The 25,274-nt window shown below is 67.8% G+C and carries 24 protein-coding genes; 12 read left to right on the plus strand and 12 right to left on the minus strand.

Annotated features, from left to right (window positions below; all coding sequences use genetic code 11):
* Positions 1-432 precede the first annotated feature (432 nt).
* Complete coding sequence (locus JUB11_RS28980) at positions 433-780, minus strand: hypothetical protein (protein WP_207462282.1); 348 nt, start codon at positions 778-780, stop codon at positions 433-435.
* Positions 781-902: 122 nt separating this feature from the next.
* The gene (locus JUB11_RS28985) at positions 903-1,694 is read right to left on the minus strand and encodes an alpha/beta hydrolase (protein WP_207462283.1); all 792 of its coding nucleotides are present in this window, start codon (positions 1,692-1,694) and stop codon (positions 903-905) included.
* 211 nt (positions 1,695-1,905) lie between these two features.
* Between JUB11_RS28985 and JUB11_RS28990 the strand changes: the two genes are divergently transcribed.
* Positions 1,906-2,376: a MarR family transcriptional regulator gene (locus JUB11_RS28990; protein ID WP_207462284.1), complete on the plus strand. Its 471-nt coding sequence runs from the start codon at positions 1,906-1,908 to the stop codon at positions 2,374-2,376.
* Between the two features lie 154 nt (positions 2,377-2,530).
* Here JUB11_RS28990 and JUB11_RS28995 read toward each other — a convergent pair whose 3' ends face one another.
* Positions 2,531-2,863 carry a molybdopterin cofactor-binding domain-containing protein gene (locus JUB11_RS28995; protein ID WP_207462285.1) on the minus strand — a complete coding sequence of 111 codons (333 nt, stop codon included), beginning with the start codon at positions 2,861-2,863 and terminating at the stop codon, positions 2,531-2,533.
* On the opposite strand from JUB11_RS28995, the gene JUB11_RS29000 reads away from it, so the two are divergent.
* Positions 2,862-3,413, plus strand: coding sequence for a helix-turn-helix domain-containing protein (locus JUB11_RS29000; RefSeq protein WP_207462286.1), 552 nt, complete (start codon positions 2,862-2,864; stop codon positions 3,411-3,413). The two genes, JUB11_RS28995 and JUB11_RS29000, sit on opposite strands and share 2 nt — an antisense overlap.
* A 71-nt stretch (positions 3,414-3,484) precedes the next feature.
* Here JUB11_RS29000 and JUB11_RS33060 read toward each other — a convergent pair whose 3' ends face one another.
* The gene (locus JUB11_RS33060; RefSeq protein ID WP_348771531.1) at positions 3,485-4,819 is read right to left on the minus strand and encodes a PAS domain S-box protein; all 1,335 of its coding nucleotides are present in this window, start codon (positions 4,817-4,819) and stop codon (positions 3,485-3,487) included.
* Positions 4,820-4,927: 108 nt separating this feature from the next.
* Between JUB11_RS33060 and soxR the strand changes: the two genes are divergently transcribed.
* Positions 4,928-5,389, plus strand: coding sequence for a redox-sensitive transcriptional activator SoxR (gene soxR / locus JUB11_RS29015; protein WP_282189200.1), 462 nt, complete (start codon positions 4,928-4,930; stop codon positions 5,387-5,389).
* A gap of 25 nt (positions 5,390-5,414) precedes the next feature.
* Here soxR and dgcN read toward each other — a convergent pair whose 3' ends face one another.
* The 3 genes from dgcN to JUB11_RS29030 form a co-directional block, all read right to left on the minus strand.
* Positions 5,415-6,452, minus strand: coding sequence for an N-acetyltransferase DgcN (gene dgcN / locus JUB11_RS29020; protein WP_207462287.1), 1,038 nt, complete (start codon positions 6,450-6,452; stop codon positions 5,415-5,417).
* 22 nt (positions 6,453-6,474) lie between these two features.
* Positions 6,475-8,538: a TRAP transporter permease gene (locus tag JUB11_RS29025; protein WP_207462288.1), complete on the minus strand. Its 2,064-nt coding sequence runs from the start codon at positions 8,536-8,538 to the stop codon at positions 6,475-6,477.
* An 85-nt stretch (positions 8,539-8,623) separates the two neighbouring features.
* Positions 8,624-9,610, minus strand: a complete 987-nt coding sequence (locus tag JUB11_RS29030) for a TAXI family TRAP transporter solute-binding subunit (RefSeq protein WP_207462289.1) — start codon at positions 9,608-9,610, stop codon at positions 8,624-8,626.
* 536 nt (positions 9,611-10,146) lie between these two features.
* Between JUB11_RS29030 and groES the strand changes: the two genes are divergently transcribed.
* Positions 10,147-10,437 (plus strand): co-chaperone GroES, encoded by a 291-nt coding sequence (gene groES, locus JUB11_RS29035; protein WP_207462307.1) that lies wholly within the window; start codon positions 10,147-10,149, stop codon positions 10,435-10,437.
* 56 nt (positions 10,438-10,493) lie between these two features.
* Entirely contained in the window at positions 10,494-12,128 is a 1,635-nt protein-coding gene (gene groL, locus JUB11_RS29040) for a chaperonin GroEL (protein ID WP_207462290.1), read from the plus strand.
* A gap of 261 nt (positions 12,129-12,389) precedes the next feature.
* Here groL and JUB11_RS29045 read toward each other — a convergent pair whose 3' ends face one another.
* Positions 12,390-13,382, minus strand: a complete 993-nt coding sequence (locus tag JUB11_RS29045) for a hypothetical protein (RefSeq protein ID WP_207462291.1) — start codon at positions 13,380-13,382, stop codon at positions 12,390-12,392.
* Positions 13,383-13,875: 493 nt separating this feature from the next.
* Between JUB11_RS29045 and JUB11_RS29050 the strand changes: the two genes are divergently transcribed.
* The 5 genes from JUB11_RS29050 to JUB11_RS29070 all read left to right on the plus strand — a co-directional run bounded on the left by JUB11_RS29050 (position 13,876) and on the right by JUB11_RS29070 (position 17,710).
* The gene (locus JUB11_RS29050; protein WP_247887407.1) at positions 13,876-15,075 is read left to right on the plus strand and encodes an MFS transporter; all 1,200 of its coding nucleotides are present in this window, start codon (positions 13,876-13,878) and stop codon (positions 15,073-15,075) included.
* Positions 15,076-15,131: 56 nt separating this feature from the next.
* A complete protein-coding gene (locus JUB11_RS29055; protein WP_247887408.1) occupies positions 15,132-15,629 on the plus strand; it encodes a cyclophilin-like fold protein in 498 nt (165 codons plus the stop codon).
* Positions 15,630-16,278: 649 nt separating this feature from the next.
* Complete coding sequence (locus JUB11_RS29060; RefSeq protein ID WP_207462292.1) at positions 16,279-16,503, plus strand: hypothetical protein; 225 nt, start codon at positions 16,279-16,281, stop codon at positions 16,501-16,503.
* A gap of 405 nt (positions 16,504-16,908) precedes the next feature.
* The gene (locus JUB11_RS29065; RefSeq protein ID WP_207462293.1) at positions 16,909-17,328 is read left to right on the plus strand and encodes a hypothetical protein; all 420 of its coding nucleotides are present in this window, start codon (positions 16,909-16,911) and stop codon (positions 17,326-17,328) included.
* 28 nt (positions 17,329-17,356) lie between these two features.
* Positions 17,357-17,710 (plus strand): hypothetical protein, encoded by a 354-nt coding sequence (locus JUB11_RS29070; protein ID WP_207462294.1) that lies wholly within the window; start codon positions 17,357-17,359, stop codon positions 17,708-17,710.
* A 102-nt stretch (positions 17,711-17,812) separates the two neighbouring features.
* On the opposite strand, the gene JUB11_RS29075 is transcribed toward JUB11_RS29070, so the two are convergent.
* Positions 17,813-18,913: an NADH:flavin oxidoreductase/NADH oxidase gene (locus tag JUB11_RS29075; protein ID WP_207462295.1), complete on the minus strand. Its 1,101-nt coding sequence runs from the start codon at positions 18,911-18,913 to the stop codon at positions 17,813-17,815.
* Positions 18,914-19,071: 158 nt separating this feature from the next.
* Between JUB11_RS29075 and JUB11_RS33325 the strand changes: the two genes are divergently transcribed.
* A complete protein-coding gene (locus JUB11_RS33325; RefSeq protein ID WP_207462296.1) occupies positions 19,072-19,959 on the plus strand; it encodes a LysR family transcriptional regulator in 888 nt (295 codons plus the stop codon).
* Here the strand turns inward: JUB11_RS33325 and JUB11_RS29085 are convergent.
* Entirely contained in the window at positions 19,954-21,228 is a 1,275-nt protein-coding gene (locus tag JUB11_RS29085; RefSeq protein WP_207462297.1) for a PepSY-associated TM helix domain-containing protein, read from the minus strand. The genes JUB11_RS33325 and JUB11_RS29085 overlap by 6 nt on opposite strands.
* A complete protein-coding gene (locus JUB11_RS29090; protein ID WP_207462298.1) occupies positions 21,228-23,711 on the minus strand; it encodes a TonB-dependent siderophore receptor in 2,484 nt (827 codons plus the stop codon). Before JUB11_RS29090 ends, JUB11_RS29085 begins: the two co-directional genes overlap by 1 nt.
* A 193-nt stretch (positions 23,712-23,904) precedes the next feature.
* On the opposite strand from JUB11_RS29090, the gene JUB11_RS29095 reads away from it, so the two are divergent.
* The gene (locus tag JUB11_RS29095; protein WP_247887409.1) at positions 23,905-24,081 is read left to right on the plus strand and encodes a hypothetical protein; all 177 of its coding nucleotides are present in this window, start codon (positions 23,905-23,907) and stop codon (positions 24,079-24,081) included.
* A gap of 194 nt (positions 24,082-24,275) precedes the next feature.
* Here JUB11_RS29095 and JUB11_RS29100 read toward each other — a convergent pair whose 3' ends face one another.
* Entirely contained in the window at positions 24,276-25,181 is a 906-nt protein-coding gene (locus tag JUB11_RS29100) for a LysR family transcriptional regulator (RefSeq protein ID WP_207462299.1), read from the minus strand.
* Between the last annotated feature and the right edge of the window lie 93 nt (positions 25,182-25,274).

Consider the following 25,274-nt stretch of genomic DNA (forward strand, 5'->3'; position numbering starts at 1 on the left):
AGTAGGCCGGATAGATGGCAGCAACCGACCCTCGGGCCGTGACGTTGAAAAACGCTCTTGCAGGGTGGGGGCCGTCCATAGATGTTGCATGGAGGCAGCGAAAGCTGATGCTGGCAGGTTGGTGTCCGTGATCACACAACGCGGACAGAGTCCGGGCGTCCCAGGCAGAGCATGCGGTTTAGCAGGACGCGGAAAAACGAGCCTGTGCAGCGCTCTTGCCTTCGCTGGGGCTTGAAAATGGAGTTTTCTACGCCCGTTTTGGTCGAGATGGAGCGCTTTTGCCTCGCTTCGAGGCTTCCGGAGCCGCCATTCAGGCGGACTCCGGGCGTACTTTACGCGGCGGCCAGCAGCTTGGGCAGGCGAATCAGGCTGCCTCTATACCCGCTGCGCCGACTTTCCGCACCACGAAGCGGATTTATGCGACAACGCCGGTCAGTGGGCTTCGGGGTACAGCCCGACGATGCCGCTGTCCTGCACGACCTGGGCCGCAGCGCCGCTGGGGGCGATCGCCGGCTGGGCGACCTGGGCTTGGTTGACCGGCAGACCCAGCTTGCTGCGGGCGAAGTTCAGGTACTGCTGCGCCTTCACCTGATTGCCGGCCTTGCTGTAGCCTTCGGCTGCGCTCAAGTGAATTGCGGCGATCTCACGGGTTTCGCGGGTGGCCTCGGTAGCCTTGATATTGGCCTCGTTCAGCTGCGATGCGAAGTCTGCGGCGAGGCTTGGGCCCGACAGCAGGGCAACGGTGGACAGTGCGGCGGCGATGGTGTGGCGGATGGCCATAATGGATCTCCTGATTGGCTCTCTGCGGCCATGGGTGGGTTTCCGCCGCCTGATGGCAGCGGCTGGTTCGTCCTGCTGTTCGGGTGGCGAGCGTCGATCGCCGGGGTGACTCCTCCAGCGGCTCAGCGCGCTGCCTGCCGTGCGGCACGGTCGATCACATCGGCGACGGCCTTGGGCTGCGTCAGGAAGACGACGTGGCTGCCCTTCACCTCCTCGGTGGTTGCCCCGATGCGGCGGGCCGTCTCGCGCAGGAGCTTCGGATCGATCGCGCCGTCCTCCGTCGCCACGACGAACCAGCTGGGCTTGGCCCGCCACGCCGCCTGGGTTACCTTGGCCGTGAAGGCGGACATCGCGATCGGAACCTGCGAGTCGCGCATGAAGGCCGCATCGGCGTCGCTCGTGTCACCGGCGAAACCTTCCTTGAACTTCGGCCCGTTCACGAATCCGAACCCGTCGGACTGCTCCTCGATGATGAAGCCGGGAGGAGGGGGGATCTGGGCGAACTGGTCGAGCGTGGATTCGCTGGCGTCCGGTGCTAGGGCGGCGACATAGACCAGGCCGGCCACGTCCGGCCCCGACCCCGCCTCGGTGATCACGGTGCCTCCATAGGAATGGCCGACCAGGATGGCGGGGCCGTCCTGCCGGCTGAGGACGCGGCGGGTGGCCGCCACGTCGTCGGCCAGCGAGGTGAGCGGGTTCTGGACGATGCTGACCTTGTAGCCCCAGCCGGTCAGTTCGTCATAGACGCCCCGCCATCCGGAGCCGTCCGCGAAGGCGCTATGCACGAGCACGACGTTCCTGACGGCCTGCGTCTGCGGGATGGGCGTTTTGGGCTGCGCCTGCACGGCGCCGGAGACGCTCGCCACGGCGGCGACGGTGGCGCTGGCGATGAGATGGCGGATCTTGGTGGTCATCGGGTTTCTCCCTGGGGGTCTGTGATCGGGTTGGCGGTGACGGTCGCGGGCGGGCCGAAAGAGGCTCCGGCGCGGCATGGAAGGCTAAATCAGATACCGCTATAACTGTTATCGCGGTATATTTCTTCTTTAACGTGGCGCGTGGGGATGATCAAGCGTAAAGTTTATTGCGATAAGATTTCCGGCCGCCGCCGGATGCAAGGAGCCCGTCATGCCCGCCGAACCGAAGCGCCCACCGCCCCTGGAGCATCAGCTCTGCTATTCCATCTACTCGGCCGGCATTGCCATACAGCGGGCGTACAAGCCGCTGCTCGACGCGCTGGGGCTGACCTATCCGCAGTATCTCGTTCTCAACGTCCTGTGGCGCGAGGATGGACAGACCATCGGCGCCCTGGCCGAGCAACTCGCTCTGGAATCCAGCACCCTCACGCCGCTTCTCAAGCGGCTGGAGGCGGCCCGGCTGGTGCGGCGGACCCGAAATCCCGGCAATGAGCGGCAGGTGATCGTCGCATTGACGGACCAGGGCCGCGCCCTGGAGGACAGGGCCGGCTGCCTCGGCGAAGCCTTGCTCGAAGCGTCCGGCCAGACCTCTGCGGAGCTTGGAGACCTCAACAAGGAAGTCAGGCGGCTGCGGGATGGCATATACAGCCGCATCGGGCGCTGGAGCCCCGACCGTCCCTGACATCCGGCGGGAGGGTGTGCCCGACGGGCTCGGGGCGGCGTGCATCCCGGGTGTTGTCATGGTCGGGCGCCTCGCGGCCTGTCAGAACTCTACCAGATCGTATTGATTAGACGATTAGTGGTTGTAACGCCGATGTCTTTTTAGGCAGTTTCAATCAGACCGCGCCGGCCCCCGCGAAGGGCAGCACGTGCAGGGCCTTGCCCGTGGCCGAGAAGTAGGCGTTGGCGACCGCCGGGGCGGCGCCGGGGACGCCCGGCTCGCCGACACCGGTCGGCCGGAGGGTGGAGGGCACCATGTGCACCTCGACCACCGGCATGTCCGACATGCGCATCGGCTCGTAGCTGTCGAAGTTGGTCTGGTCCACGACGCCATCGGTCAGGGTGATCTGGTCGCGCAGCGCGTGGCCGATGCCCCAGCCGGTGCCGCCCTCCATCTGGGCCTTCACCACGTCGGGGTTGACTTCTCTGCAGGGGGGCTTTCTGGGCATGAGCGCCCGCAACCTCGCCCGGCATTTCGTGCAGGAGATGGGGATCACGCCGCACGAGTTCGTCGAGGGCGCCCGGATCGACGCCGCCCACAGGCTGCTGGAGGGAAGCGGCCGCGCGCTCAAGTCGGCGGCGCACGACTGTGGCTTCGGCACGGCGGACCAGATGCGGAACGTGTTCGGCGAAAAGATCGGCGTGGCTCCCGCGCAATACCACGCGAGCTTCCACCAGCCTGACGCGGAGAAGGCTTTTCGCGGGTGTCCAACGGGCCGGCGGAACAGCGCCCCACCCTTCTTCGCGCTTTACCCCGACCGTGCCGGAGGCCTTACGCTCGGTCCAGGAAGGCATGGCGCCTTCCCCGAACGGAGGATCATCACCATGGCCGAGTACGACGACAAGCAGGCCGGCAAGCATCCGGACAACACGCATCCGGACCGGCCCGCAACGGACACGCCCCCTCCCCACCCCGCCCCCATGAGCAGCGATCCCAAGCTGGACAACATCACGGGGGACGGCGAGAAGCCCCAATACGACGCCGGCGAGGAACCCTGATCGGCCGGAACGCAAGCGGGGGAAGAGCCCCCCGTTTGCGTTCCGCTCCGCCGACGCCGGCCGATCACGCTTCAGCCGCGCCCCTCCAGCTCGGCGACCTTCTTGCGCAACGACTTCATCTGTTCGAAATGCGCCGTCACGTCCCGCAGGACGGAGGCCATTCCCGTCACGACACCCGCCCCGTCCTTCAGCAGGACGATGGTGAATTCCAGCGAGATGCGGTGGCCGTCCTTGTGCAGGCCGGGGACGGACAGCAGGTCGCCCGCCCCGTAGCGGCTCTGTCCGGTGGCGACCGTTTCCCGGTACCCCTCCCAATGGCGCCCCCGGAGCCCTTCGGGGATGATGATGTCGAGCGATTGGCCCATGGCCTCGGCTTCCGTGAAGCCGAAGATGCGTTCGGCGCCGGGGTTCCAGAGCACGATGAAGCCCTCGCGGTCGCTCACCACCACCGCGTCGGACTGCGCGTTCAGAAGAGCCTCGGCGATGTCGTGCCGGGAGATGGCGGCGGGTTCGCTCCCGCCCCGGGGTCCGGCCGCCGCTGGTGCGGCGGCGCCCGGTGCGAGGTCCAGGGCTTCGGGCCAGGCCTCCAGCAGCCGGTCCATGGAGCCGAAGAATTCATAATGGATGCGGCCGGCGGGAACGCCGGCCTCCGCCAGGCCGGACACGAGGTCGCGCAGGAACGGGATTGGGCCGCAGAGGAAATAGTCCGCCTCGGCCATGGGCGTGTGGGCGCGCAGCCAGTCGGGGCCGAGCCGGCCCGCCTCGTCGAACCCCTGGCCGGGCACGTCCTGCGGGCGCGGGCGGCTGTAGAAGGTCGTGACGGCGATGTTGGGGCGGCCCTCCGCCAGCCCGCGCACATGCTCCCCCATGGCGTGGGTGGAGCCGTCGGTGGTGACGTGGACATAGTGGGTTTCCAGGCCGGGTTGATGGTGGGCGATGTGCTCCAGCATGCTGACCATGGGGGTCAGCCCGACGCCGCCGCTGACCAGCACGACCGGCCGCTCGGGTTCCGCCGGCAGCACGAACTCGCCCGCGGGCGGCGCCACCTTCAGCACGGTCCCCTCGCTCACCGTGTCGTGCAGCCATCGCGACACGGTGCCCTCCGGCTCCCGCTTCACGGAAATCCGGTAGCTTTCCCCATGGGGTGCGCAGGACACCGTGTAGGTCCGCTTGAGGCCGCCCTTCCCAGGAACCTCGGCCAGAAGGGTGAGATACTGGCCGGGGCGATGGGGCGGCACCGGCCCGCCGTCCGCCGGCCGCAGGTGGAAGGAGACGATGGTGTCGCTCTCCCGGACGCGGCGCTCGACGACGAAGCCGCGCCATCCGCTCCAGCCGCCCGGAGCCGAACCGGCCTCGCCACCGGACTGTACCGCCCCTTGCGGTTCCTGTGCTTGCGGCGCGTTCACCAATGTCTTCCTCCGTATCTGTAGGCCATCGATCTGGGTTCAGGCCGTTTGCACGGCGAACCGTTCGAGGGTAAAACCTCAAGCGCGCTTGAGGTAAAGGAAAAACGGATGGGGATGCTCGACCCGGACAGCTACGGAAAGGACCTGACGGTGGGAGAGGTCGCGGAACGCTCCGGCGTCGCCGTGTCGACCATCCATTTCTACGAGGCCAAGGGGCTGATCCGAAGCTGGCGCAATCCCGGCAACCAGCGCCGCTTCCCGCGCGAGGTGCTTCGCCGCGTTGCCGTCATCAAGGTCGCCCAGCGCCTCGGCGTCTCGCTGAACGCCATCGCCAAGGCCCTGGACAGCCTGCCCGCGGACCGGGCGCCGACCGCCGAGGACTGGAAGGCGATGTCGGAGAGCTGGAGGGCCGAGCTGGACGAGCGCATCGAGAAGCTGGTCCGGCTTCGCGACAATCTCGACGGCTGCATCGGCTGCGGCTGCCTGTCGATCCGCGAATGCCCCCTGCGCAATCCCTGGGACGAACTGTCCGAGCAAGGCCCCGGCCCGAGGCTGCTCGATCCGTCATAGGATCTGAACAGTAAACGGGAGGCCGTCAGACGCTTCCCCCCGGCGCGGATTTCACATCGTGGAACTCCGCCGCCAGCCGGTCCAGGATCGGGCCGACGCCGAAACGGATCGGGTCGGTGGCCGGCAGGCCGTGGGCGGTCTGCGCCGCGTCAAGGAGGGCGCGCGCCTCGGTCTCGCCGTAGGCTTGCGTGTTCATGGCGATGCCGACCGGGCGGATGTCCGGGTTGGTCAGCCGGCCGCAGCGGACGGTCAGCTCGATGACCTCGGCGATGGACGGCAGAGGGTGCGCCACGCCGCGCATGCTGGTCCGGGACGGTTCATGGCAGACCACGAAGGCATCGGGCTGCGCGCCGTGCAGCAGGCCGAGCGACACGCCGGCGAAGGAGGGATGGAAGAGGGAGCCCTGCCCCTCGATCAGGTCCCAATGGTCCGGACCGGCGGCGGGCGCGATCCATTCCACGGCCCCCGAGATGAAGTCGGCGACCACCGCGTCGATGGCCACACCCCGGCCGGAGATGAAGACGCCCGTCTGGCCTGTGGCCCGGAACTCCGCGTCGTATCCCCGCGCGCGCATTTCGCGCTCCAGCGCCAGGGCCGTGTATTTCTTGCCCACGGAACAGTCGGTGCCGACGGTGAGCAGGCGCCGTCCCGGCCGCCGCGTGCCCTTGCCGGTGGCGAAGCTCTGGTCGCTGTGGCGGACGTTGAAAAGCGAGCGGCCGTGGCGCCGGGCGGCCTCGGCGATGGCCCGGTTCTCCTCCAGCCGCGCGTGAAGGCCGCTCGCCACGTCCATCCCGCCTTCGATGGCCTGGACGATGACGCCCGTCCAGTGGTCGGGCAGCACGCCGCCCGCGTTCACCACGCCCACCAGCAGCGTCCGGGCGCCGCCGGCCAGGGCCTGCGCGATGGTGAGGTCCGGGATGCCGAGGTCGGCCTTGCAGCCCGGAAGCCGGAGCTGCCCCAGGCACCAGTCCCGGCGCCAGTCGACGATGCCCTGCGCGGTCTTGGCGCCGAGCTGGTCCGGCACGTCGCCGAGGAACATCAGGTAGGGCCGGGGGATCTCCATGAAACCGCGCTCCGTCTTGTTCTCAGGGGATGGAAGGAACCACCCGGCGCCAAGCCGCGACCTGGCGGATCAGCACCGGAAGGATGAGAAGGCCGCCGAGCAGGGAGGAATAGAATTCCGGGGCCACCAGCAGCAGGGCGGCGGCGGCGAGCAGCGCGCGCTCCCACGCCGCCGTGCGGGTCAGCAGCCAGCCGGACAGGGCGGCGCCCAGGCAGGTGATGCCGACGAGGCAGCCGATGAAGGCGAGGAGGAAATCCGTCCAGGTGAAGCCCGGCACCACCAGCAGCAGCGACGGCGAGAAGACGAAGACGAAGGGCACCAGCACCTTGCCCAGCCCGAGACGGAAGGCCGTGTTGCCGGTGCGGAAGGGATCGGCCCCGGCCATGCCCGCGGCGGCGTAGGCGGCCAGCGCCACCGGGGGCGTGATGTCCGCAAGCACGCCGTAATAGAAGACGAAGAAGTGCGCCACGATCGGCGCGACGCCGAGCAGCCCCAGCGCGGGTGCCGCGATGGTCGCCATGATGATGTAGTTGGCGGTGGTCGGGATGCCGCAGCCCATGAGGATGCAGACCATTCCCGTCATGATCAGCGTGAAGAGCAGCGTCAGCCCCTGAGGCGTGAACAGCCCCGCCGGCAGGAACCCGCCCGCCCAGGCCGCCATCTCGCCAGCCGTCGAGGTGACGATGAAGGAGATCTTGAAGCCGACGCCGGTCAAGGTCACCACACCCACCACGATGCCCACCGTCGCGGCCGCAGCCCCCACCGCCAGCGCGTATTTGGCGCCGTCGCGCAGGCCGTCGAGGATCTCGCCCACACTCATCCGCTTGCGCGGATTCAGCAGCCCGACCGCGATGCACAGCGTGATGCCCCAGAAGGCCGCCATGTAGGGGGTGTAGCCGGCCATCAGCACGCCGACCAGCACCACCAGCGGGATGGCGGTCGGCCAGTCGCGCCGGAAGGCGGCCTTCAGGTCTGGCATTTCGTCCGGGCGCAAGCCGCGCAGACCGTTGCGCTTGGCCTCGAAATGGATCTGCACCAGCACGCCGAAGAAATGCATGAAGGCCGGCACGACCGCCGCCAGGATGATCGTCGTGTAGGGCAGCCCCAGGAACTCGATCATCAGGAAGGCGGCGGCCCCCATGATCGGCGGCGTGATCTGCCCGCCGGTGGAGGCGGTGGCCTCAACCGCCGCCGCGAAGTGCCGCTGGTAGCCGAGCCGGATCATGGCGGGGATGGTCAGCGAGCCGACCGTCACCGTGTTCGCCACCGAGGAGCCGGAGATCATGCCGAACAGTGCCGAGCCGAGCACCGCCACCTTGGCCGGCCCGCCGGCGAAGCGCCCGGCCACCCAGGCCGCACAATCCAGGAAGAGCTGACCGAGCCCGATGCGCGTCGCGAAGACGCCGAACAGCACGAAATGGAAGACGTAGGTCGCCACCACCCCCAGCGCGATGCCGTAGACGCCCTGGCTGGTCAGGTAGAGATGGTCGATCAGCTGCGGCACCGTGGCGCCGGGATGGACCAGGATGCTCGGCATCACCGGCCCCCACAGCGCGTAGCCCATGAAGAGCAGTGCGATCACCGGCAGGGGCCAGCCGACGGAGCGCCGCGTCGCCTCCAGCAGCACCAGGACCAGCGTGCCGCCCAGCACCACGTCCGTCAGGGTCGGGTTGCCGACGCGGAAGGCCAGGTCGTCCAGCGGGATCAGCGGCACGTGCAGTGCCGCCGCCACGGCCCCGGCCGCCAGCAGCCAGTCCGGCCAGCCGATGCCCAGCGGCCGGAACGGGCCGACCCTGGGGGGCCGGTCATGGCCGCGCCGCGAGAAGGGGAAGACGAGGAAGACCAGCCCCAGCACGAAGGCCAGGTGGATGCCCCGGTGGACCACCTCCGACAGGAGCCCGAAGCCCGCCGTGTAATAGTGGAACAGCGACAGCACGACCAGCAGCCCGCCGACCAGCCGCGCGGCGAGCGGGGCCAGCGGACGGAAGCGGATCTCGGAATCGAACCGTTCCTCCAGTTCCCGCGCCCTGGCCTCATCAAGCTCCATGCCGGGGTTCGGGGCCGGCTCGCGGCGGGCATCGGTCATTCGGGCTCCATCGGGGGGGGGGTTCGGGAGGTGTGCGATCAGGACATTGGAAAGGGGCGGCCATGGCGGGCCGCCCCGGCGGGCGTCACTTCAGGACGCCCTTTTCCCGGTAGAATCTCTCCGCCCCCGGATGCAGCGGGATGCCGAGGCCGCTGGTGGCGGTGTCGAGCCGGATCATCTTGCCCTTGGCGTGGCCGGCGTCGAGCGTAGCGCGGCCAGCGTCGCTCCACAGCGTCTTGACGATGTTGTAGACCGTCTCGTCCGGCTGCTTGGCGCTGGTGACCCACTGGGCGTTGACCGAGATGGTCTGGGTTTCGCCGACATCCTTGTAGGCGCCGGCCGGCACGGTGTCCTTGGCGAAGAACTGGTACTGCGACAGCAGCGTCTCCACCTCCGGCCCGCTGATCGGCACCAGCGCGATGCCGCTGGAGGTCGCCAGCTCCGAAATGGCGCCGGTCGGATAGCCGCCGACGAAGAAGAAGGCGTCGAGCGCCCCGTCGCGCAGCCGGTCGCCGGCCGGGCCGGGCTTCAGGTATTCGGCCTTCACGTCCTTCTCGGTCAGGCCATAGGCGCCAAGCACGATGCGCGCGTCCACCAGCGTGCCCGAGCCCGGCTCGTCCAGCGAGACGCGCTTGCCCTTCAGATCCCTGACTGAGGCGATGCCGGCGTCCTTGCGGGCGACGAGGTGGATCGTCTCCGGATACAGGGTGGCGATGGCGCGCAGCCCCTCGATCTTGCCCTTGCCCTCGAACAGGCCCGTGCCGGTGTAGGCCCAATAGGCGACGTCGGATTGGGAGAAGCCCGATTCCGAGCTGCCGCCGTTGATCGCGTTGATGTTCGCGACCGACCCGTTGGAGGCCACCGCCGTGGCGACGAGGCCGGGCACCCCGCCGTTCGTGCCGGAGATGATGTTCGCGATCAGACCGCCGATGGGGTAGTAGGTGCCGGCGGTCCCGCCCGTCCCGATCCGGAAGAAGCTCGGACTTTGCGCGGCGGCGACCGCCGCCCCCAGCGCCACCGCCCCGATCACCGCCCCCGCCGCCATTCGGCGCGTTTTGGTCCAGAAGCTCACGGTCGTTCCCCCTGTCCTTGTCGTGGTGGGGAAATCATGAGCGCTGCCGGGCGGCTTGTCGATACGGGCCGAAGAATGGCGAGGGCCTCCCATGCCGTTTCCGGAAACTCCTGGCCCGAGAGTTCCTGCACAGCCGATTGGCGCTCCATCTCATAGCCGAGGCTGGCGGGCCAGGCGAAGCCAATGTCCTCAGCCGTCGTGGGGCGACTCATGGGACGGCCGAAAGCCGCCCAACACGAATGCCCTCCCGGGAAACCGGTATGAAATCAGCTTGGTTTTGGCATGGCCCATGCGACTTCATCTCATGAAAGCAGATGATCAAACGAGCCCGCGAGGACCGGGAATTATTTGCGCTGCATTATCAGCGGCTTGCAAAACAGAACGGAAAATATTTTCCCCTGATCTGGTGGTTATTGAAAGGGTTCCCTTGCTCTTTCAGCGGAATGAGATTAGGTATCTGGCACTCACCGGCGCAGAGTGCCAAAGGCCGGCCCCGGCATTCGGTCACCCAAGACTTTTTCAAAAGGACGCATTCCATGAATTTTCGCCCGCTGCACGACCGGGTCGTCATCAAGCGTCTGGAGTCCGACGCGAAGAGCAAGGGCGGGATCATCATCCCCGACACCGCCAAGGAAAAGCCCCAGGAGGGCGAGGTGATCGCGGTCGGTCCCGGTGCTCGTGACGAGAGCGGCAAGGTTGCGGCGCTCGATGTAAAGGTCGGCGACCGTATCCTGTTCGGGAAATGGTCGGGCACCGAAGTCAAGATCGAAGGCCAGGATTTCCTGATCATGAAGGAATCCGACATCATGGGCGTGATCGAGGCCTGAGGCTTCCGCCCGTTGATGCATTGGTCTTATCACTCTGAATTTCAAGGAATTGAGACATGGCTGCCAAAGACGTTAAGTTCTCCACCGCTGCCCGTGAAAAGATGCTGCGCGGCGTGGACATCCTCGCCGACGCGGTGAAGGTCACGCTGGGTCCGAAGGGCCGCAACGTCGTGATCGAGAAGTCGTTCGGCGCCCCGCGCATCACCAAGGACGGCGTCACCGTCGCCAAGGAGATTGAGCTCTCGGACAGGTTCGAGAACATGGGCGCGCAGATGGTCCGTGAGGTCGCCTCCAAGACCAACGACATGGCCGGCGACGGCACCACCACCGCGACCGTGCTGACCCAGGCGATCGTCCGCGAGGGTGTCAAGTCGGTGGCCGCCGGCCTGAACCCGATGGACCTGAAGCGCGGCATCGACATGGCCGTCGAGGCCATCGTCGCCGACATCAAGTCGCGCGCCAAGAAGGTCACGACCAACGCCGAGGTGGCGCAGGTCGGCACCATCTCCGCCAACGGCGAGGTCGAGATCGGCCAGAAGATCGCCGAGGCGATGGAGAAGGTCGGCAACGAGGGCGTGATCACGGTCGAGGAATCCAAGAGCCTCGAGACCGAGCTGGACGTCGTCGAGGGCATGCAGTTCGACCGCGGCTACCTGTCGCCCTACTTCGTGACCAACGCCGAGAAGATGGTCGCGGAGCTGGAGAACCCCTACATCCTCCTGCACGAGAAGAAGCTGTCCGGCCTCCAGGCCCTGCTGCCCCTTCTCGAGGCCGTTGTGCAGTCCTCGCGCCCGCTGCTGATCATCGCCGAGGACGTCGAGGGCGAGGCTCTCGCCACCCTGGTCGTCAACAAGCTGCGTGGCGGCCTGAAGATCGCCGCGGTCAAGGCGCCGGGCTTCGGTGACCGCCGCAAGGCCATGCTGGAGGACATCGCGATCCTCACCGGCGGCCAGGTGATCTCGGAAGACCTGGGCATCAAGCTCGAGAACGTCACCATCGACATGCTCGGCACGGCCAAGAAGGTCCAGATCACCAAGGAGAACACCACCATCGTCGATGGTGCCGGCTCCAAGGACGACATCGTGGCCCGCACCGGCCAGATCCGCGCGCAGATCGAGGAGACCAGCTCGGACTACGACCGCGAGAAGCTGCAGGAGCGTCTGGCCAAGCTGGCCGGCGGCATCGCGGTGATCCGCGTGGGCGGCGCCACCGAGGTCGAGGTGAAGGAGCGCAAGGACCGCGTGGAGGACGCCATGAACGCGACCCGCGCGGCCGTCGAGGAAGGCATCGTCGCCGGCGGCGGCACCGCCCTCCTGTACGCCACCCGCGCGCTGGACGGCATCAAGCCGGGCAACGACGAGCAGCGCGTCGGCATCGATATCATCCGCCGCGCCCTGCAGGCTCCGGTCCGCCAGATCGCCTACAACGCGGGCACGGACGGCTCGATCGTCGTCGGCAAGCTGCTGGACCAGAACGACAGCAGCTACGGCTACGACGCCGCCAAGGGCGAGTTCACCGACTTGGTGAAGGCCGGCATCATCGACCCGGTGAAGGTCGTCCGCACGGCCCTGCAGGACGCCGCTTCCATCGCTTCGCTGCTCATCACCACCGAGGTGATGATCGCCGAAAAGCCCGAGAAGCAGGCCAACCCGGGCGGGATGCCGGGCGGCATGGACGACATGGACTACTGATCCCAGCCAAACGCGCACAGGGCAGCCCTCGGGCTGCCCTTCTTATACCGGGTTCGGAAAATTCCGCCCTCCGAACCCGGTATGGGGCCGCGACTGCGGCCCCGCGCCCCGCCCTCCGCGCCACGGGGCGCGGAAGTCCTGACCACAGGTCAGGACGTCATGAAAATCGTATCATGTGGATGCCCGGATGGTGGTTATCCTGGACGTCCGAATTCCCGATGGACAGCCCTCGACGGCAAATCCTGCCTTGCGGCCCCAAGGTCAAGCCGCCGTCATTCCGCCCAGCGGTTGCATCATCTCCCAGGCCGGAAGCGCCAGCGCCCACAGGGCCATGCGGGACCGGGCGACCAGGAAGGCGAGGTAGGTCCGGGCGTCCTGGTCGTCCATGGCGTGGAAGGGTGGCTTGAAGCGGTCGCGCGGCAGGCCGTCGTCGCGCAGCCAGCGGCGCTCCTCCACCAGCTCCATGCCGGTGTCCTCAAGATGGGCGCGGTGCACGGCGCACCAGCGTCGGTTCAGCAGGAAATGGCGGTTGCCGCGCGCCAGCGCCCAGGCGGTGTCGCCGACGGCCCAATGGCCGTTCCACGCCTCGGTCAGCCGGTGCGAGGAAAAGTCGATCATGTGCGTCATCACCCCGCCCGTTGCCAGCCACCCGGACAGGCGCCGGTAGGTCGCCTCCAGCTCGTCCACATGGGCCAGCACCGCGTGGGAGCAGATCCAGTCAACCGACCCCGCCGCGATGTCCGTCCGGTCCCGCCAGGGCACGGCGAAGGAAATGAAGGCGCCGGTGCGGTGGATCACGTCCTCGCGGATCGCCCGGACCCGCTCGTCGCGCAGGTTTTCGTCCAGCGTTGCCACGAGGGAGGCCGGCAGCTCGTGGCGGTCCAGGAAGGGGAAGGTGGTGTCGTAGGGAGGCCGGTGCGGGATCTCCTCCCGCCGGCGCAGCATGGCGACCAGCCGGTCGAAGATGGCGAGATCGGTGTCGGGATCGGTGTGGTCCATGACGTCCAGCGCGTGGTAGCGCCGTGCGCCGGCCAGCAGCGCGCAGAATCCCATGCCGAGCGAATTGCCCGGACCGAGTTCCGCGACCACCGCCGGCACTCCGGCGACGCCCGCCGCCTCCAGATGGCGGTAATGGCGGAAGAAGGCGGAATAGCAATGTTCGGCGGCGATGGTACCGCCGGGCGTGTGGCTGTTGCGCGCGGCGGGCAGAAGGAAGGAAGCGATCCCCTTCACCACGGATGTCGTCTTGATCACGGTCCTTCTCCATTCCCGATGGTCGCACACGGATGGAGGGCCTGGCCGGCTGGCCCCAAAGACTCCCTGCATAAATCAGGAGCGGCAACTCTCGTGAGCGCCCAAAAGGGCTGAGCGCCCCTTCGAGCCATCCCGCGGAAGGCGGGGACCGGGGCACCCCCGGCGGAGCCGCCCCTGTACCATGGGCACGGTCCTACCGCCCGAATTCGGCGAGGGCGGCGCCTATCGCACTTTCGCCCGCCGCGACGCGTTCCCATCCTTCCAGGCGGACGGCCGCCGGGACGCCATGCCGATCCGGGCGGCCTGATTAATGAGCAAGCCTCATCATGTCATTCGGTTTACAGCGGCTAATCGTTGAACCCGCTCCGGGCTATCTCTGCCGTGACGGATCAGCCTGGGATCCGCCAGAATTTCGGGCAACAACGACGGTTCGGGCGCTGCCCTCCGGCGGCAGGCCGCCGCGCTGCCGCCCGTGCATTTTCGAGGTGAGAACATGTCGGTCCAGGTCTCCACGGAAAACGGCGAAGGCCGGGAGCAGCCGGCGGCCTGGGGTGCCGTGTTCGCGATGTCGCTCTGCGTCTTCGCGCTGATCGCATCCGAGTTCATGCCCGTCAGCCTGTTGACGCCGATCGCCTCCAAACTGGCGATCACCGAAGGTCAGGCCGGACAGGCCATTTCCGTGTCCGGGGCTTTCGCCGTCCTGACGAGCCTCTTCATTTCGTCCATCGCAGGACGGCTCGACCGCAAGCTGCTGTTGCTGTCGCTGACCGGGCTGATGATCGTTTCAGGGACGATCGTCGCGGTCGCGCCGAATTACGAGATCTTCATGGCCGGCCGCGCGTTCATCGGGGTCGTCATCGGAGGCTTCTGGTCGATGTCCGCAGCGACCGCCATGCGGCTCGTGCCGGAGGCACAGGTGCCGCGCGCCCTGGCCATCCTCAACGGTGGAAACGCCCTGGCGACGGTGATCGCGGCGCCTTTGGGCAGCCTCCTGGGAGGGTTGATCGGCTGGCGCGGGGCGTTCTTCTGCGTCGTTCCGATCGCCGTGATCGTCTTCGTCTGGCAGCTGCTGAGCCTTCCGTCCATGCGGGTCGAAAGGCGGCCGGCATCCGGTAACGTTTTCAAACTGCTGAAGAGGCCCGTGGTGGCCCTGGGCATGGCGGCCGTCAGCCTGTTCTTCATGGGGCAGTTCGCGCTGTTCACCTATCTGCGGCCCTTCCTGGAAACGGTGACCCATGTCGACGTCCCGACCCTGTCGCTTCTGCTTCTGATGATGGGCGTGACGGGCTTCGTCGGCACGCTGCTCATTGGGTTCCTCATGAAGGACGGCCTGTACCGAATTCTTTCCACCATCCCGCTGCTGATGGCCATGATCGCCGTGCTTCTCATTGGTTTCGGCGGCTCCGTGACGCTCGTGGCGCTCATGCTCGGTCTCTGGGGCCTGTTCGCCACATCGGCGCCGGTCGGCTGGTGGACCTGGCTGTCCCGGACTCTGCCGGATGAGGCCGAGGCCGGCGGGGGCCTCCTGGTGGCGGTCGTTCAGCTTGCGATCACGGCGGGTGCCGTCACCGGCGGCCTCCTGTTCGACGCGTACGGATACCAGGCGACCTTCGGCGCCAGCGCCGCCCTGCTCCTTGCCGCCGCTGCCCTGACGGTCGTGACGTCCCGCATGGCGCGGCTCGGCGCCGGCTGACGCGGCGCGCGGCCGTGGCGCCCCGCACCACGGCGCGCGGCCAGGGAGAAAAAACCATGCCCCTTCTAGCTGCGTCTCTTGCCCTTATCGTCACCATGGCGCTCGGCGGGCTCGCCACGGGCGCCCATGCCGAGGATGGCGGCGCCCGGCCGGTCAGTCCGGCGGCGCAGGATGTCCTCCAACAGCGGACGGGTGTCATGACCATCGTCATGAGGATCGGCGACAGGACCGTCGCTGCCACACTGGACGACAATCCGACGTCACGTGACTTCGTAAGGCTGCTCCCCCTGACCCTGACGCTGGACGACTATGCGGCGACGGAGAAGGTCAGTTACCTTCCGAGGAAACTGACCAGGGATGCTTCTCCGGCGGGCGTCGATCCGTCCATCGGCGACATCGCCTATTACGCGCCATGGGGCAATCTGGCGATCTTCTACAAGGACTTCGGCTATTCGACCGGCCTCATCAAGCTCGGCGCGATCCGTTCCGGTCTGGAACTCCTGACCACACCCGGACCGGTGCGGGTGACGATCGAACGCGACGCGGGTTCATGAGAAGAGGCTTCGGACGAGACTCAAACCGGGGCGGAACAGGTTTGTGCATAGGATGCTGCTGACCGTCCTCGTTCTCCTGGGAGCGTTCTGACCGGCGCATGCCGCCGCACGGCGCCCCACGAAATCAGCAAGTTCGCGCTCGCCAAACACGCCCGGGACACCCCTTCGCACGCGTCAGCGCCGCCAGCGAAGGGGCGGCATTTTCCCGCTGATGGGACGGTGTCCGCGCGGGCTTGGCGGATCGTTCCGCGACATACCGCTGCCCAACTTTGCCAGAGGGACGTCCGCCGAAGCTTTCGCCCCGACGCGCGTGCCGGCTTGGCCGGTGCGAGCCGTCGGCCATCAGCGTCCCTAAACGATTTTCCGTCACGGGCTCTCGATCGAGAAAAGAATTCTAATGAACAGAGCTCATAATGGCATGCGGATTAAGGTGCCTAATTCATTCTCCGACAGCCACCATTTTCAAGAACAGGAACAGGAATAGCCGTCCGATCCGGTGATGAGGGTGCCAGGAAAACGGATCCGGCCCGATCGATGAAACCGAGGCGGACAGTGCCGGCATGCAAGCGCAGCGTGAGAAGCGCTCGGATGCGGGCCTCTTCCTTTGCCAATCCCGACCTTTCAACGAAATCAGCGAAAGAGAAACACAATGATCCGTTACGCCACTGCCACGGCTGCTCTGTCCATTGTCGCCTTGATGTCCAGTGCCGGTTTCGCCGCGGATTTCGCGGCACAGCTCGATCAGGCCAAAGCGGCGAGCCACACCGCCAGCCGGGAGATCCGGGAAGCCGTGACGCCGGCCCTGAACGCCGCGCAGTCCTTCAACAGTCTGGGCGACCAGGAGCAGGCACACGGCTATCTGGCCTTCGCTTAAAGCAAGCTGAGGTTGCCGGTCGGCCAGGTCCAGCTGGCCTCGCCCGTGATCGCCCGCGGCGGCGATGCGGCTGACTCCCTTGGGAACAGCGGCATTCTCGGACTGCGTCCGGAAGCCCACTGAACGCGGCGGGGTGGCGGCGGGGCCTCGCCGGTCAAGGTGATGCCCTGCCGCCCCAAGCCCTTGGCCCGTCGCATGAACCTCTCCGCGCATGCCGGCGGCCTCTTCGCCGCCCGGCCGAAGGGTTGGCTGAAGAACCCCATGCCCTCTCCGCTCCCGCACGGGTTCCGCGCCGGGATAAGGGAGGGGAGCCTTGATATGGGTCAATGCGCGCAAGGCCTCCCGGCGGGAGCATCGGGGCAGGGGCCGCGCGAAACGGGCGGCGAAACTCCCGCGGAGGCGGTCATGCAAGTCGCGAACGTCAACGACGCTGGCAGCGTCGAGAAGCTCTATTCGAAGGCGGATTTCGAAACGGACGCACGGATGAACGCGCAGGACAAGGCCGTGGTCCATCACGGGCTGAAGATCCTGACGGCGCCGGACGCCAACGGCGACTTCACGCTGATCCGGGCGAACCAGCACGTCGGCGAGGAGCACGCACCGGTCCATTCCGTCTTCGTCAGCCCCTTCCTGGAGGCGTCCGAATACGGCCGCTTCATTCAAGACGGCACGGATTACGGCGGCCCGGTGGAACCCGCCAGCCCGCCGCGCGACCCGGCCGATCCCTACCGGTCCTTCATCGAGGATGTTCTCCTCGCCGCTCGCTCCACCCATTTCCCGCCCGCCCTGGCCGCCGAACGGCTGAAGGCCTTTCTCGGCGGGTGAGAGAGGCCGGCAGGAGGGAGGACGCATCATGCGGGCGGAAGACCTCAAGACCGCCAATCTCGCGGGCGGCGGAGCGGCACCGGCGGCCGGAGGCCCTTCGGCGCGATGGGGCTGTTCTCCCGCCGTCGATCCGTTCGATGCCCGGAACCAGCTGCGCAACGGCTGGCAGGCCCACATCCGGGCTCGCCTCGACGCGGCCGGGATCGGCCCCTTCCAGGAACAGTGCCGCACGCTCGCGCTGCTGGCCGGCGCCGCGGATCCGATGGCGGTGTGGGCGCTCCTGCTCTGGAACAGCGGCGCGCCCCGGGATCTCGCCGACGGGCTGCGCTCCTGGATGCGGCGGGGCATGCCGCTGCCGCAACGGAACCCGGAAGGACCGTGACGCCACGGCTCCGTCCGGAAACGACGATGCCCGCGCCTTCGGCGGGCACACCGTCCGGACGGTCCGAGGCCGCCTGGAAGGGCAAGGCGGCCTCTTCCTTCCTCAGCGGGCGACCCGGTAGCGCTCCAGCCAGTGCGCGTAGGGCGCCGGCAGGACCCAGGACGGCCGCTCGAGTTTCAGCTGCTGTGCCGCGTGGTAGGGCCAGTGCGGGTCGGCCAGATGGGCGCGGCCGACCATCACGAGGTCAAGGTCGCCCTCGGCCACGGCGCGGTCCGCGTTCTCCGGCGCGTCGATGCCCCAGGCCGAGGCCACCGGCAGTTCCGCCTCGCGGCGCACGCGCCCGGCGACCGGGGCGAGGAAGGCCGGCCCCCAGGGAATGTCGGACTCCGGGGTGGAGAAGCCGACGCTGACGCTGAGCAGATCCAGCCCGCCCCGGCGGAACTCCTTGGCAAGTTCGATGGACTCCGCCAGCGTCTGCTCGTCGCGCCCGTCATACTCGATCACGCCGAAGCGCGCGGCCAGCGGCAGATTCTCCGGCCAGACCTCGCGCACGGCCGCCAGCGTCTCCAGCAGGAAGCGGCTGCGCCCGGCGAAGTCCCCGCCATAGCGGTCGTCGCGCCGGTTGGCGTGCACGGAGAAGAAGCTCTGCGCCAGATAGCCGTGGGCGAAATGCAGCTCCAGCCATTCGAAGCCGGCGTCCCGGGCGCGGCGGGCGGCGGCCACGAAGTCGGCCTTGACCCGCTCGATATCCTCCAGCGTCATGGCCTTGGGGACCTTGGGCAGGTTCGCGCCGAAGGCCACCGCCGATGGGGACAGGGTTTCCCAGCCGCGCGGGTCGTCCTCGCCGATGTGGTCGTCGCCTTCCCAGGGGCGGTTGGCGCTGGCCTTGCGCCCGGCATGGCCGATCTGGATGCCGGGCACGGCGCCGGCGGACTTGATGGCGGCGGCGATGCGCGCCATGCCGCCGGCCTGCTCGTCGGTCCACAGCCCGGTGCAGCCCGGCGTGATGCGCCCTTCCGGGGACACGGCCGTCGCCTCGACGATGACGAGGCCGGCGCCGCCGCGCGCGAGGCCGGTGTAATGGGCGAGGTGCCAGTCGTTGGTCACGCCGTCGACGGCGCTGTACTGGCACATGGGCGGCACCGCGATGCGGTTGCGCAGGCTGACGTCCTTGAGCCGATAGGGAGTGAACAGGGCTGACATGTCGTTCGTGTTCGTCCTTGCCGGAAGATCGGGAGCCCCCTCCGCTCCCCGTCCGGGGCTCGGACCGGAGAAGCGGATGAGGAGATTCCGGGCCAAGCTAGGCCGGCTGTGGCATAATGTAAACGAAGCCTTCCTTATCGCCCCGATAAGAGTTCGTTATGATGAATCCCCAATGGCTGAGGAGCTTCGCGGCGCTGGCGGAACTCGGCAGTTTCACGCGGACCGCCGACCGCCTCGGCCTGACCCAGGCGGCGGTGAGCCAGCATGTGCGGCATCTGGAGGACCGGATGGGTCCGCTCCTCATCCGCCGGCCGCGCCAGCTCGCGCTGACGCCCGCGGGCGAGGCGCTTCTCGACTATTGCCGGGCGGTCGACCAGGCGGACAAGCGGCTGCGGATCCGCCTGTCCGACGCGGACGCCGCGAGCGGCGAGATCAGCCTGATCTCGCCGGGCAGCGTCGGGCTGTTTCTCTACCCGATGCTGCTGGACCTTCAGGAGGCCAACCGCGGCCTCACCGTCCGCCACCGCTTCGCCCCCGATCCGGAGGTGCTGGAGGCGGTGCTGCAGAACCGTTTCGAGCTTGGCCTGCTCACCTTCAAGCCCGAGGACCCGCGCATCGCCGCGGCCCCCTTCACGGAGGAACCGCTGGAACTCGTGGTTCCCGCCGGGCAGGAGGTGAAGGGCTGGAGCGACCTGGAGCGGCTGGGCTTCATCGACCACCCGGACGGGCAGGCGATGGCGGGCCGCCTCCTGGGCCGGCGCTTTCCCGGGAATCCCGGCGTGCGCGCCCTGCCCTGCCATGGCTTCAGCAACCAGGTCGGGCTGATCCTGGAGCCCGTCGCGCGCGGCCTCGGCTTCACGGTCGTCCCGCGCTACGCCCGGCAGGCCTTCGCCAGGGCCGAGGCCGTCCGGGTGGTGGAGTGCGGAAGCCCGGTGTGCGACACCATCTGGCTGATCCACCGGTCGGAATGGCCGCTGTCCTCGCGCGCCCTGCGCGCCGTGTCTCATCTGCGGGACCGCATCGCGGCGGCCGGGCCGGCGTCATGAGGCGGGCCGCGCCGCCCGCCGCGCGCGCCGCTTGCGCCACCAGATCAGGATGCCGGTCACCGACAGCACGGCGATGGCGACGCCGGTGACGGCCACGACGATCCGGCCGGGAAGCCCGGCGATGCGGCCGCCGTGGATCGGCGTCTGCCACTGCACGAATCTCTCGCCGGCGCTGCCCTGGCCGGGGATCTCCTGGCCGAGGAAATGCCCGTCCGTTCCGTGCACGAAGATCCAGGCGCTTCCCCTTGGCGCGTCATGGTCGCCGAAGCCGAACCCATAGAAGTTGTATTCGAAGCTGTAATAGAGCTCGCCCACAGGCTCCCGCACACCACGGAAGGCCGCCTCCTCCTTTGCCCGCGCGAGCGCCTGACCATAGCTGAGCTTGGTGGTGCCGAGATCCTCGCGGGGCATCCGGGCGCGCTGCTCGTAGACGCTGAGGGGGGCCGGCGAGAACAGCGACACGGCCGGTTTGAAGACCTGGCTCGGCAGGTTCATGGCGATGCTGCTGACGGCGACCGGCAGCAGGATGAGCCACAGCCACAGCCCGCCCGCGCGGTGGAGGTCCAGCGTGACGCGGTGCGCGTTGCCCGGCTTGACCGTCCAGGCCGGCCGCCACTTGGCGAAGAAGGGCCGCCCCCTGGGGAAGGTAAGCAGCAGCGCGATCAGGCAGTCCAGCGTCCAGAGGATCGCGACCCCGCCCATGAGGTAGAGCCCCCAGTTCCCCGGAAGCCGCAGGGTGTAGTGGAACTCCAGCAGGAAGGGCACGAGGTTTTCCGGCTCAAAGCAGCACTGCCCCCACTGGCGCCGCCCCAATTCCTTGCCCGTGGCCGGATCGAGGTAAAAGACATACTGCGTCACGGCGAAGGGCTGCCCCGTCGCCGGGTCGGTGCGCGGCACGGTCCCCAGCAGGGCGGAATGGTCGCCCTCGCCGGCATATTCCATGTACCAGACCTGCAGGGCCGGATGCGCCCGCTCGACGGTCTCGATCAGCCGTTCCGGCGGCAGCGCGGGCGCGCCGCCGGACACCGCGTAAAAGTGCGGGTTCAGCCATTCGTCCAGCTCGTGCTGGAACGCGAGCACGCTGCCCGTCAGGCCGGCCACGGCCAGGAACAGCGCGGTCGCCAGCCCAAGCCAGCGGTGCAGCCGGACCAGCACGGACCGGACTGGCACGGACCGGACCGGCAGGGACCGGACCATCGCCCGGCCGGTTCCTGCCGCCGGCACGCCGCCGAGCGGCGGCGCACCGGGTTTCGTGCGTTCGAGGCGCATCAGAAGCGGTGGCTCAGCGTGGCCGTCACGCTGCGCCCTTCGCCGAAGTAGCAGTTGGCGAGTTCCAGGCAGGAGGCGATGTAGCTCTTGTTCAGCAGGTTGTTCGCGTTCACCCGCAGCTCCGTGCCCTCCAGCCCCAGCGCGCCGAGCCCGTAGCGCAGCGAGGCGTCGATCACCGCATGGGCCGGCACCTGCCGCGTGTTGAGGGAGTCGGCCCAGCTCCGCCCGGTGACGCGCAGGCCCGCACCCAGGGTCAGGTTTTCCAGCGCCCCCTCCGTGAAGCCGTAGCTGCCCCACAGCGAGGCCATGTGCTTCGGGATCTGGGGCGGCCTGTTCCCCTCCTTGCCGTTGGGCGAGGTCTTGTAGACGACATCCGTGTAGCTGTAGCCCGCGAGCAGGGCGAAGGTTTCCGTCACCTGAAGGCGCCCCTCCAGTTCCAGCCCCCGCGACCGGATGGTGCCGACCGGGCGGTAGACGAACGTGTTCGGGTCGGCGACGGCGACGTTGTCCTGCTCGATGTGGAACAGCGCGGCGCTGACCAGGCTTTCGCTGCGCGGCGGCTGGTACTTCACGCCGGCCTCGTACTGCACGCCGGTGGTCGGCTCCAGCGGGTTGCCGTCCGCACCCGTGTAGAGGTTGGGGCTGAAGGACTGGGACCAGCTGGCGTAAGGCGCCAGCCCACTGTCGAACAGGTAGAGCAGCCCGGCGCGCCCGGTGAGCTTCCCGCGATTCTCGCCCTTTTCCACGTCGGTCAGGCGGTTGAGGTTGGCGGTCTCCACCCAGTCGTAGCGCCCGCCGAAGGACAGCCGCCACCGGTCCAGCGCGATCTGATCCTGAAGATAGACGCCGATCTGGTTCAGGCGGCGCGTGTTCTTCTGCCCGTAGGCGCCCGTGACGCCGTCCGATCCGTAGACGGGGGCAAAGGCGTCGATGCTCGCGGCGCTCCCGAAGGTCCAGTCATTCTTGGTGCGGCGATGCTGGTAGTCGAGGCCGGCCAGAAGCGTGTGGCGGAGCGGGCCGGTGGACAGCTCCAGCTGCGCCTGGTTGTCGACGGTCAGCGCCTGGAGGCTTTCGTCGCCGCCGCCGTAATAGCGGCTCAGCAGGTCCGACTGGCCGGCCCAGCCGATCTGGTAGATCTGGTCGATGCGGACGTCGGAATCCAGATAGCGCAGGTTCTGGCGCACCGACAGGCGGTCGTCGAACCGGTGTTCGAACTGGTAGCCGACCATGCGCTGCGTGCGCTCGAACGTCTCGCGGCCGGGTTCGCCGTCGAAGAAGCCGCGCTCGATGAAACGGCCGTTGCGGGCGAACAGCGTGCCCTCCGCCGGGACGCCGTTGTGCGTGCCGCCCTCCGGGTCATGCTGGAAATAGCCCATGAGCGTCAGGCTGCTGTCCTCGCCGAGTTCGGCGGTGAAGGACGGCGCTATGGCGTAGCGCTTCTCCTTGGCGTGGTCGTACTGGGTGTCGGCGGCGTCGGCCAGCCCGACTAGCCGGTAGGCGAGATTCCCACTCTCGCCGAGCGGGCCGCCGACGTCGAAACCCGCCCCGCGCTGGTCGCGCGTGCCGATGGTCGCCTCCACCTCGGCGTGCGGCTCGAACAGCGGCTTCTTGCTGGTCATGGCGATCAGCCCGCCCGGCGAGCTGCGGCCGTACAGAACGGAGGAGGGGCCGCGGATCGCCTCGATGCGCTCCAGGAAATAGGGGTCGACCTGCATCGAGCTGTAGGTCGAATCATCGCCCATCAGCTTGAGGCCATCGAGATAGGTGTTCTCGATGCTGCGGTCGGTGAAGCCGCGCAGGATCACGTAATCGTAGCGGTTGGACGCGCCGACCTGCCCGGTGAAGGCGCCAGGCGTGTAGCGCAGCGCCTGCATCACGGTCTGAGACCCCTGGTCCTCGATCTGCCGGCGCGGCACGACGGTGATGGACTGCGGCGTCTCGACCAGCGGCGTGTCGGTCTTCGTGCCGCCGACGCCGGCGGACGCGACGTAGCCGTCCACCGGCCCGGCGCCGCCGCCCCGCATGCTCTGCCCCTGCACCATCACGGGGTCGAGCAGGACGGCGCCCTGCGCCTCCACCCGCTCGATCACGGCGGTGCCGGGGCCGGTCATGCGGTGCACGAAGCCGGTTCCGCCCAGCAGCCGCGCCAGCGCCTCCCCGGCCGTGAGCGTGCCGCTCACCGGGGCGGAGGTGCCGCTCAAACCTTGCGCGCTCTGCTGGACCACCTGGACGCCGGTCGCCGCCGTGAAGTCGGCCAGCGCCGCCAGCAGGGGCTTGGCCGGGATGTCCAGCCGGAAGGCCGGCCCTACCTGCGCCAGCTGCGGAGCGGGCGCGCCTTCCGCCACCGGGACCGCCGTACCTTCCAGGACGCTTCCCTGCGGACCCTGCCCATCCGCATGGGCGCCGCCGGCCGCCACCATCACCGCGATGGAAGCCGCCAGCGGCGCACAGCCGCGCAGCCCCCTCCCGCCGATCCTCGTCATTCTTCCCACCTGTCGATCCTGCCTTTTCCTGCGATTGCATCGCATTCGCATAATGAGCAACGAGCGGGGGCGGGGATGTCCTCATCGGTTTTTTCGTCGCCGCCGACGATTTTTTCTCAGCGGTGGATCAGCGTCGCCATGCCCGGCCAAACGCGGGGGGCAGCATCATTACGGCCTCAATAGCGATCGCCGAATGGCGCTGGTGGCGGTGGGCATGGTTCCGAACGTGGTGGCGGACGTGTCCAGGATCAGCATGGGCAGTCTGATCCGGGGCGTGTGGCCCTTCATGCTCGCCCAGCTCATCATGCTCGCCCAGCTCATCCTCATTCCGTCCCTCGTCACCGTCCCGGCGCGCTGGTTCTACGGCTGAGGGCTCGGTGTTGCATCGAGTTGACGAGGAACAGAATGACGCCCCGCCGCTGGTTTCTTCGCAGATCGGCGCCCATAGGTCGGGTATCCAGGATGAACACACCGTTGAGCAGACTGCCCGCAGCGGATTGCCCAAACGATTGCCAATTCCCTGCTTGCGGCGGACGATCGCCACCAATCAGACAGAGCGCCTTATCAGTCGATGCGCAATTCACTGCCAAGAAGTTCAAGCAGCGCATCAACTTTAGGGCTGAGTTGTCGGCTCTTCGGCCAGATGAGATGTAGCGGCAATCCGTCGGTCGCGCAATCGGGCAGCACCTCGACCAATGTACCGCGATCAAGATCCTCGTTAATGAGCCAAGTCGCGAGTTGAGCAATACCAAAGCCTGCCTTAACCGCTTCGACCTGCGCCTCGGCGCTGCCGAGGATGATGCGGCCGCTCATTGTGCGATGCTCCACACCACCCGCTTCACCGAAGCGCCAAGCCGCCGTGCTGCCGTCGGAGCGCCCGTACAAAATGCAATCGAAGCGAGCCAGATCGTCGGGATCTCGGGGAATACCCCGGCGCTCGATATAAGCGGGTGCAGCGCAAAAAATGAGACGCTCGGTGCCAAGATAGCGCTGCCCGAGGCCGTCAGCCCAGGCCTGAGAGGCACCAATCCGAACCGCGACATCGATCCTCTCTTCCAGTATATCGACGAACCGGTCGGTAAAACCAACCTCGGGGCGAAGTGCCGGATGGCGCTCCGCAAAACGCAGCAGCAAAGGCATCACCCGCATACGACCGAAGGCAACCGGAACATCGATCTTGAGGCGCCCGACGGGTTCCGACCCATGTGCTGCGAGTACGGCCTCTGCGTCCGCAAGCTCCGCCAGCACGCGCACGCAGGTCGCGTAGAAGGCTGAGCCTGCATCGGTGAGCGTTAGCTTGCGTGTCGTCCGCTCGAACAGACGGCAACCAAGGCGCGTCTCCAACCGCGCCACGCTCTTGCTGATCGCCGAAATCGTGAGATTGAGCCGGTTTGCTGCGGCAGTGAAGCTGCCCAGGTCGGCAGCAGCGACGAAGGCCTCGATCCCTTTGAGCCGTTCGGACGGCAGCATGGCTTTTCCTTGATTGTGGACAGAGCATCAAGAATGATTCGAATTATTGGCGCGAGCCTTTCGCAGCCGTCAAGATTAGATAGGCGGCCTCAG

Origin of the sequence: Azospirillum sp. SYSU D00513 (genome assembly GCF_017356015.1) — a bacterium.
In the GTDB taxonomy this organism is placed as follows: domain Bacteria; phylum Pseudomonadota; class Alphaproteobacteria; order Azospirillales; family Azospirillaceae; genus Azospirillum.

Coding starts and splice junctions, on each gene's coding strand:
- JUB11_RS28980 (WP_207462282.1), bottom strand. CDS start 780: ATGGCCATCCGCCACACCATCGCCGCCGCACTGTCCACCGTTGCCCTG.
- JUB11_RS28985 (WP_207462283.1), bottom strand. CDS start 1,694: ATGACCACCAAGATCCGCCATCTCATCGCCAGCGCCACCGTCGCCGCC.
- JUB11_RS28990 (WP_207462284.1), top strand. CDS start 1,906: ATGCCCGCCGAACCGAAGCGCCCACCGCCCCTGGAGCATCAGCTCTGC.
- JUB11_RS29000 (WP_207462286.1), top strand. CDS start 2,862: ATGAGCGCCCGCAACCTCGCCCGGCATTTCGTGCAGGAGATGGGGATC.
- JUB11_RS28995 (WP_207462285.1), bottom strand. CDS start 2,863: ATGCCCAGAAAGCCCCCCTGCAGAGAAGTCAACCCCGACGTGGTGAAG.
- soxR (WP_282189200.1), top strand. CDS start 4,928: ATGGGGATGCTCGACCCGGACAGCTACGGAAAGGACCTGACGGTGGGA.
- dgcN (WP_207462287.1), bottom strand. CDS start 6,452: ATGGAGATCCCCCGGCCCTACCTGATGTTCCTCGGCGACGTGCCGGAC.
- JUB11_RS29025 (WP_207462288.1), bottom strand. CDS start 8,538: ATGACCGATGCCCGCCGCGAGCCGGCCCCGAACCCCGGCATGGAGCTT.
- groES (WP_207462307.1), top strand. CDS start 10,147: ATGAATTTTCGCCCGCTGCACGACCGGGTCGTCATCAAGCGTCTGGAG.
- groL (WP_207462290.1), top strand. CDS start 10,494: ATGGCTGCCAAAGACGTTAAGTTCTCCACCGCTGCCCGTGAAAAGATG.
- JUB11_RS29050 (WP_247887407.1), top strand. CDS start 13,876: ATGTCGGTCCAGGTCTCCACGGAAAACGGCGAAGGCCGGGAGCAGCCG.
- JUB11_RS29055 (WP_247887408.1), top strand. CDS start 15,132: ATGCCCCTTCTAGCTGCGTCTCTTGCCCTTATCGTCACCATGGCGCTC.
- JUB11_RS29060 (WP_207462292.1), top strand. CDS start 16,279: ATGATCCGTTACGCCACTGCCACGGCTGCTCTGTCCATTGTCGCCTTG.
- JUB11_RS29065 (WP_207462293.1), top strand. CDS start 16,909: ATGCAAGTCGCGAACGTCAACGACGCTGGCAGCGTCGAGAAGCTCTAT.
- JUB11_RS29070 (WP_207462294.1), top strand. CDS start 17,357: ATGCGGGCGGAAGACCTCAAGACCGCCAATCTCGCGGGCGGCGGAGCG.
- JUB11_RS29075 (WP_207462295.1), bottom strand. CDS start 18,913: ATGTCAGCCCTGTTCACTCCCTATCGGCTCAAGGACGTCAGCCTGCGC.
- JUB11_RS33325 (WP_207462296.1), top strand. CDS start 19,072: ATGATGAATCCCCAATGGCTGAGGAGCTTCGCGGCGCTGGCGGAACTC.
- JUB11_RS29085 (WP_207462297.1), bottom strand. CDS start 21,228: ATGCGCCTCGAACGCACGAAACCCGGTGCGCCGCCGCTCGGCGGCGTG.
- JUB11_RS29090 (WP_207462298.1), bottom strand. CDS start 23,711: ATGACGAGGATCGGCGGGAGGGGGCTGCGCGGCTGTGCGCCGCTGGCG.
- JUB11_RS29095 (WP_247887409.1), top strand. CDS start 23,905: ATGGCGCTGGTGGCGGTGGGCATGGTTCCGAACGTGGTGGCGGACGTG.
- JUB11_RS29100 (WP_207462299.1), bottom strand. CDS start 25,181: ATGCTGCCGTCCGAACGGCTCAAAGGGATCGAGGCCTTCGTCGCTGCT.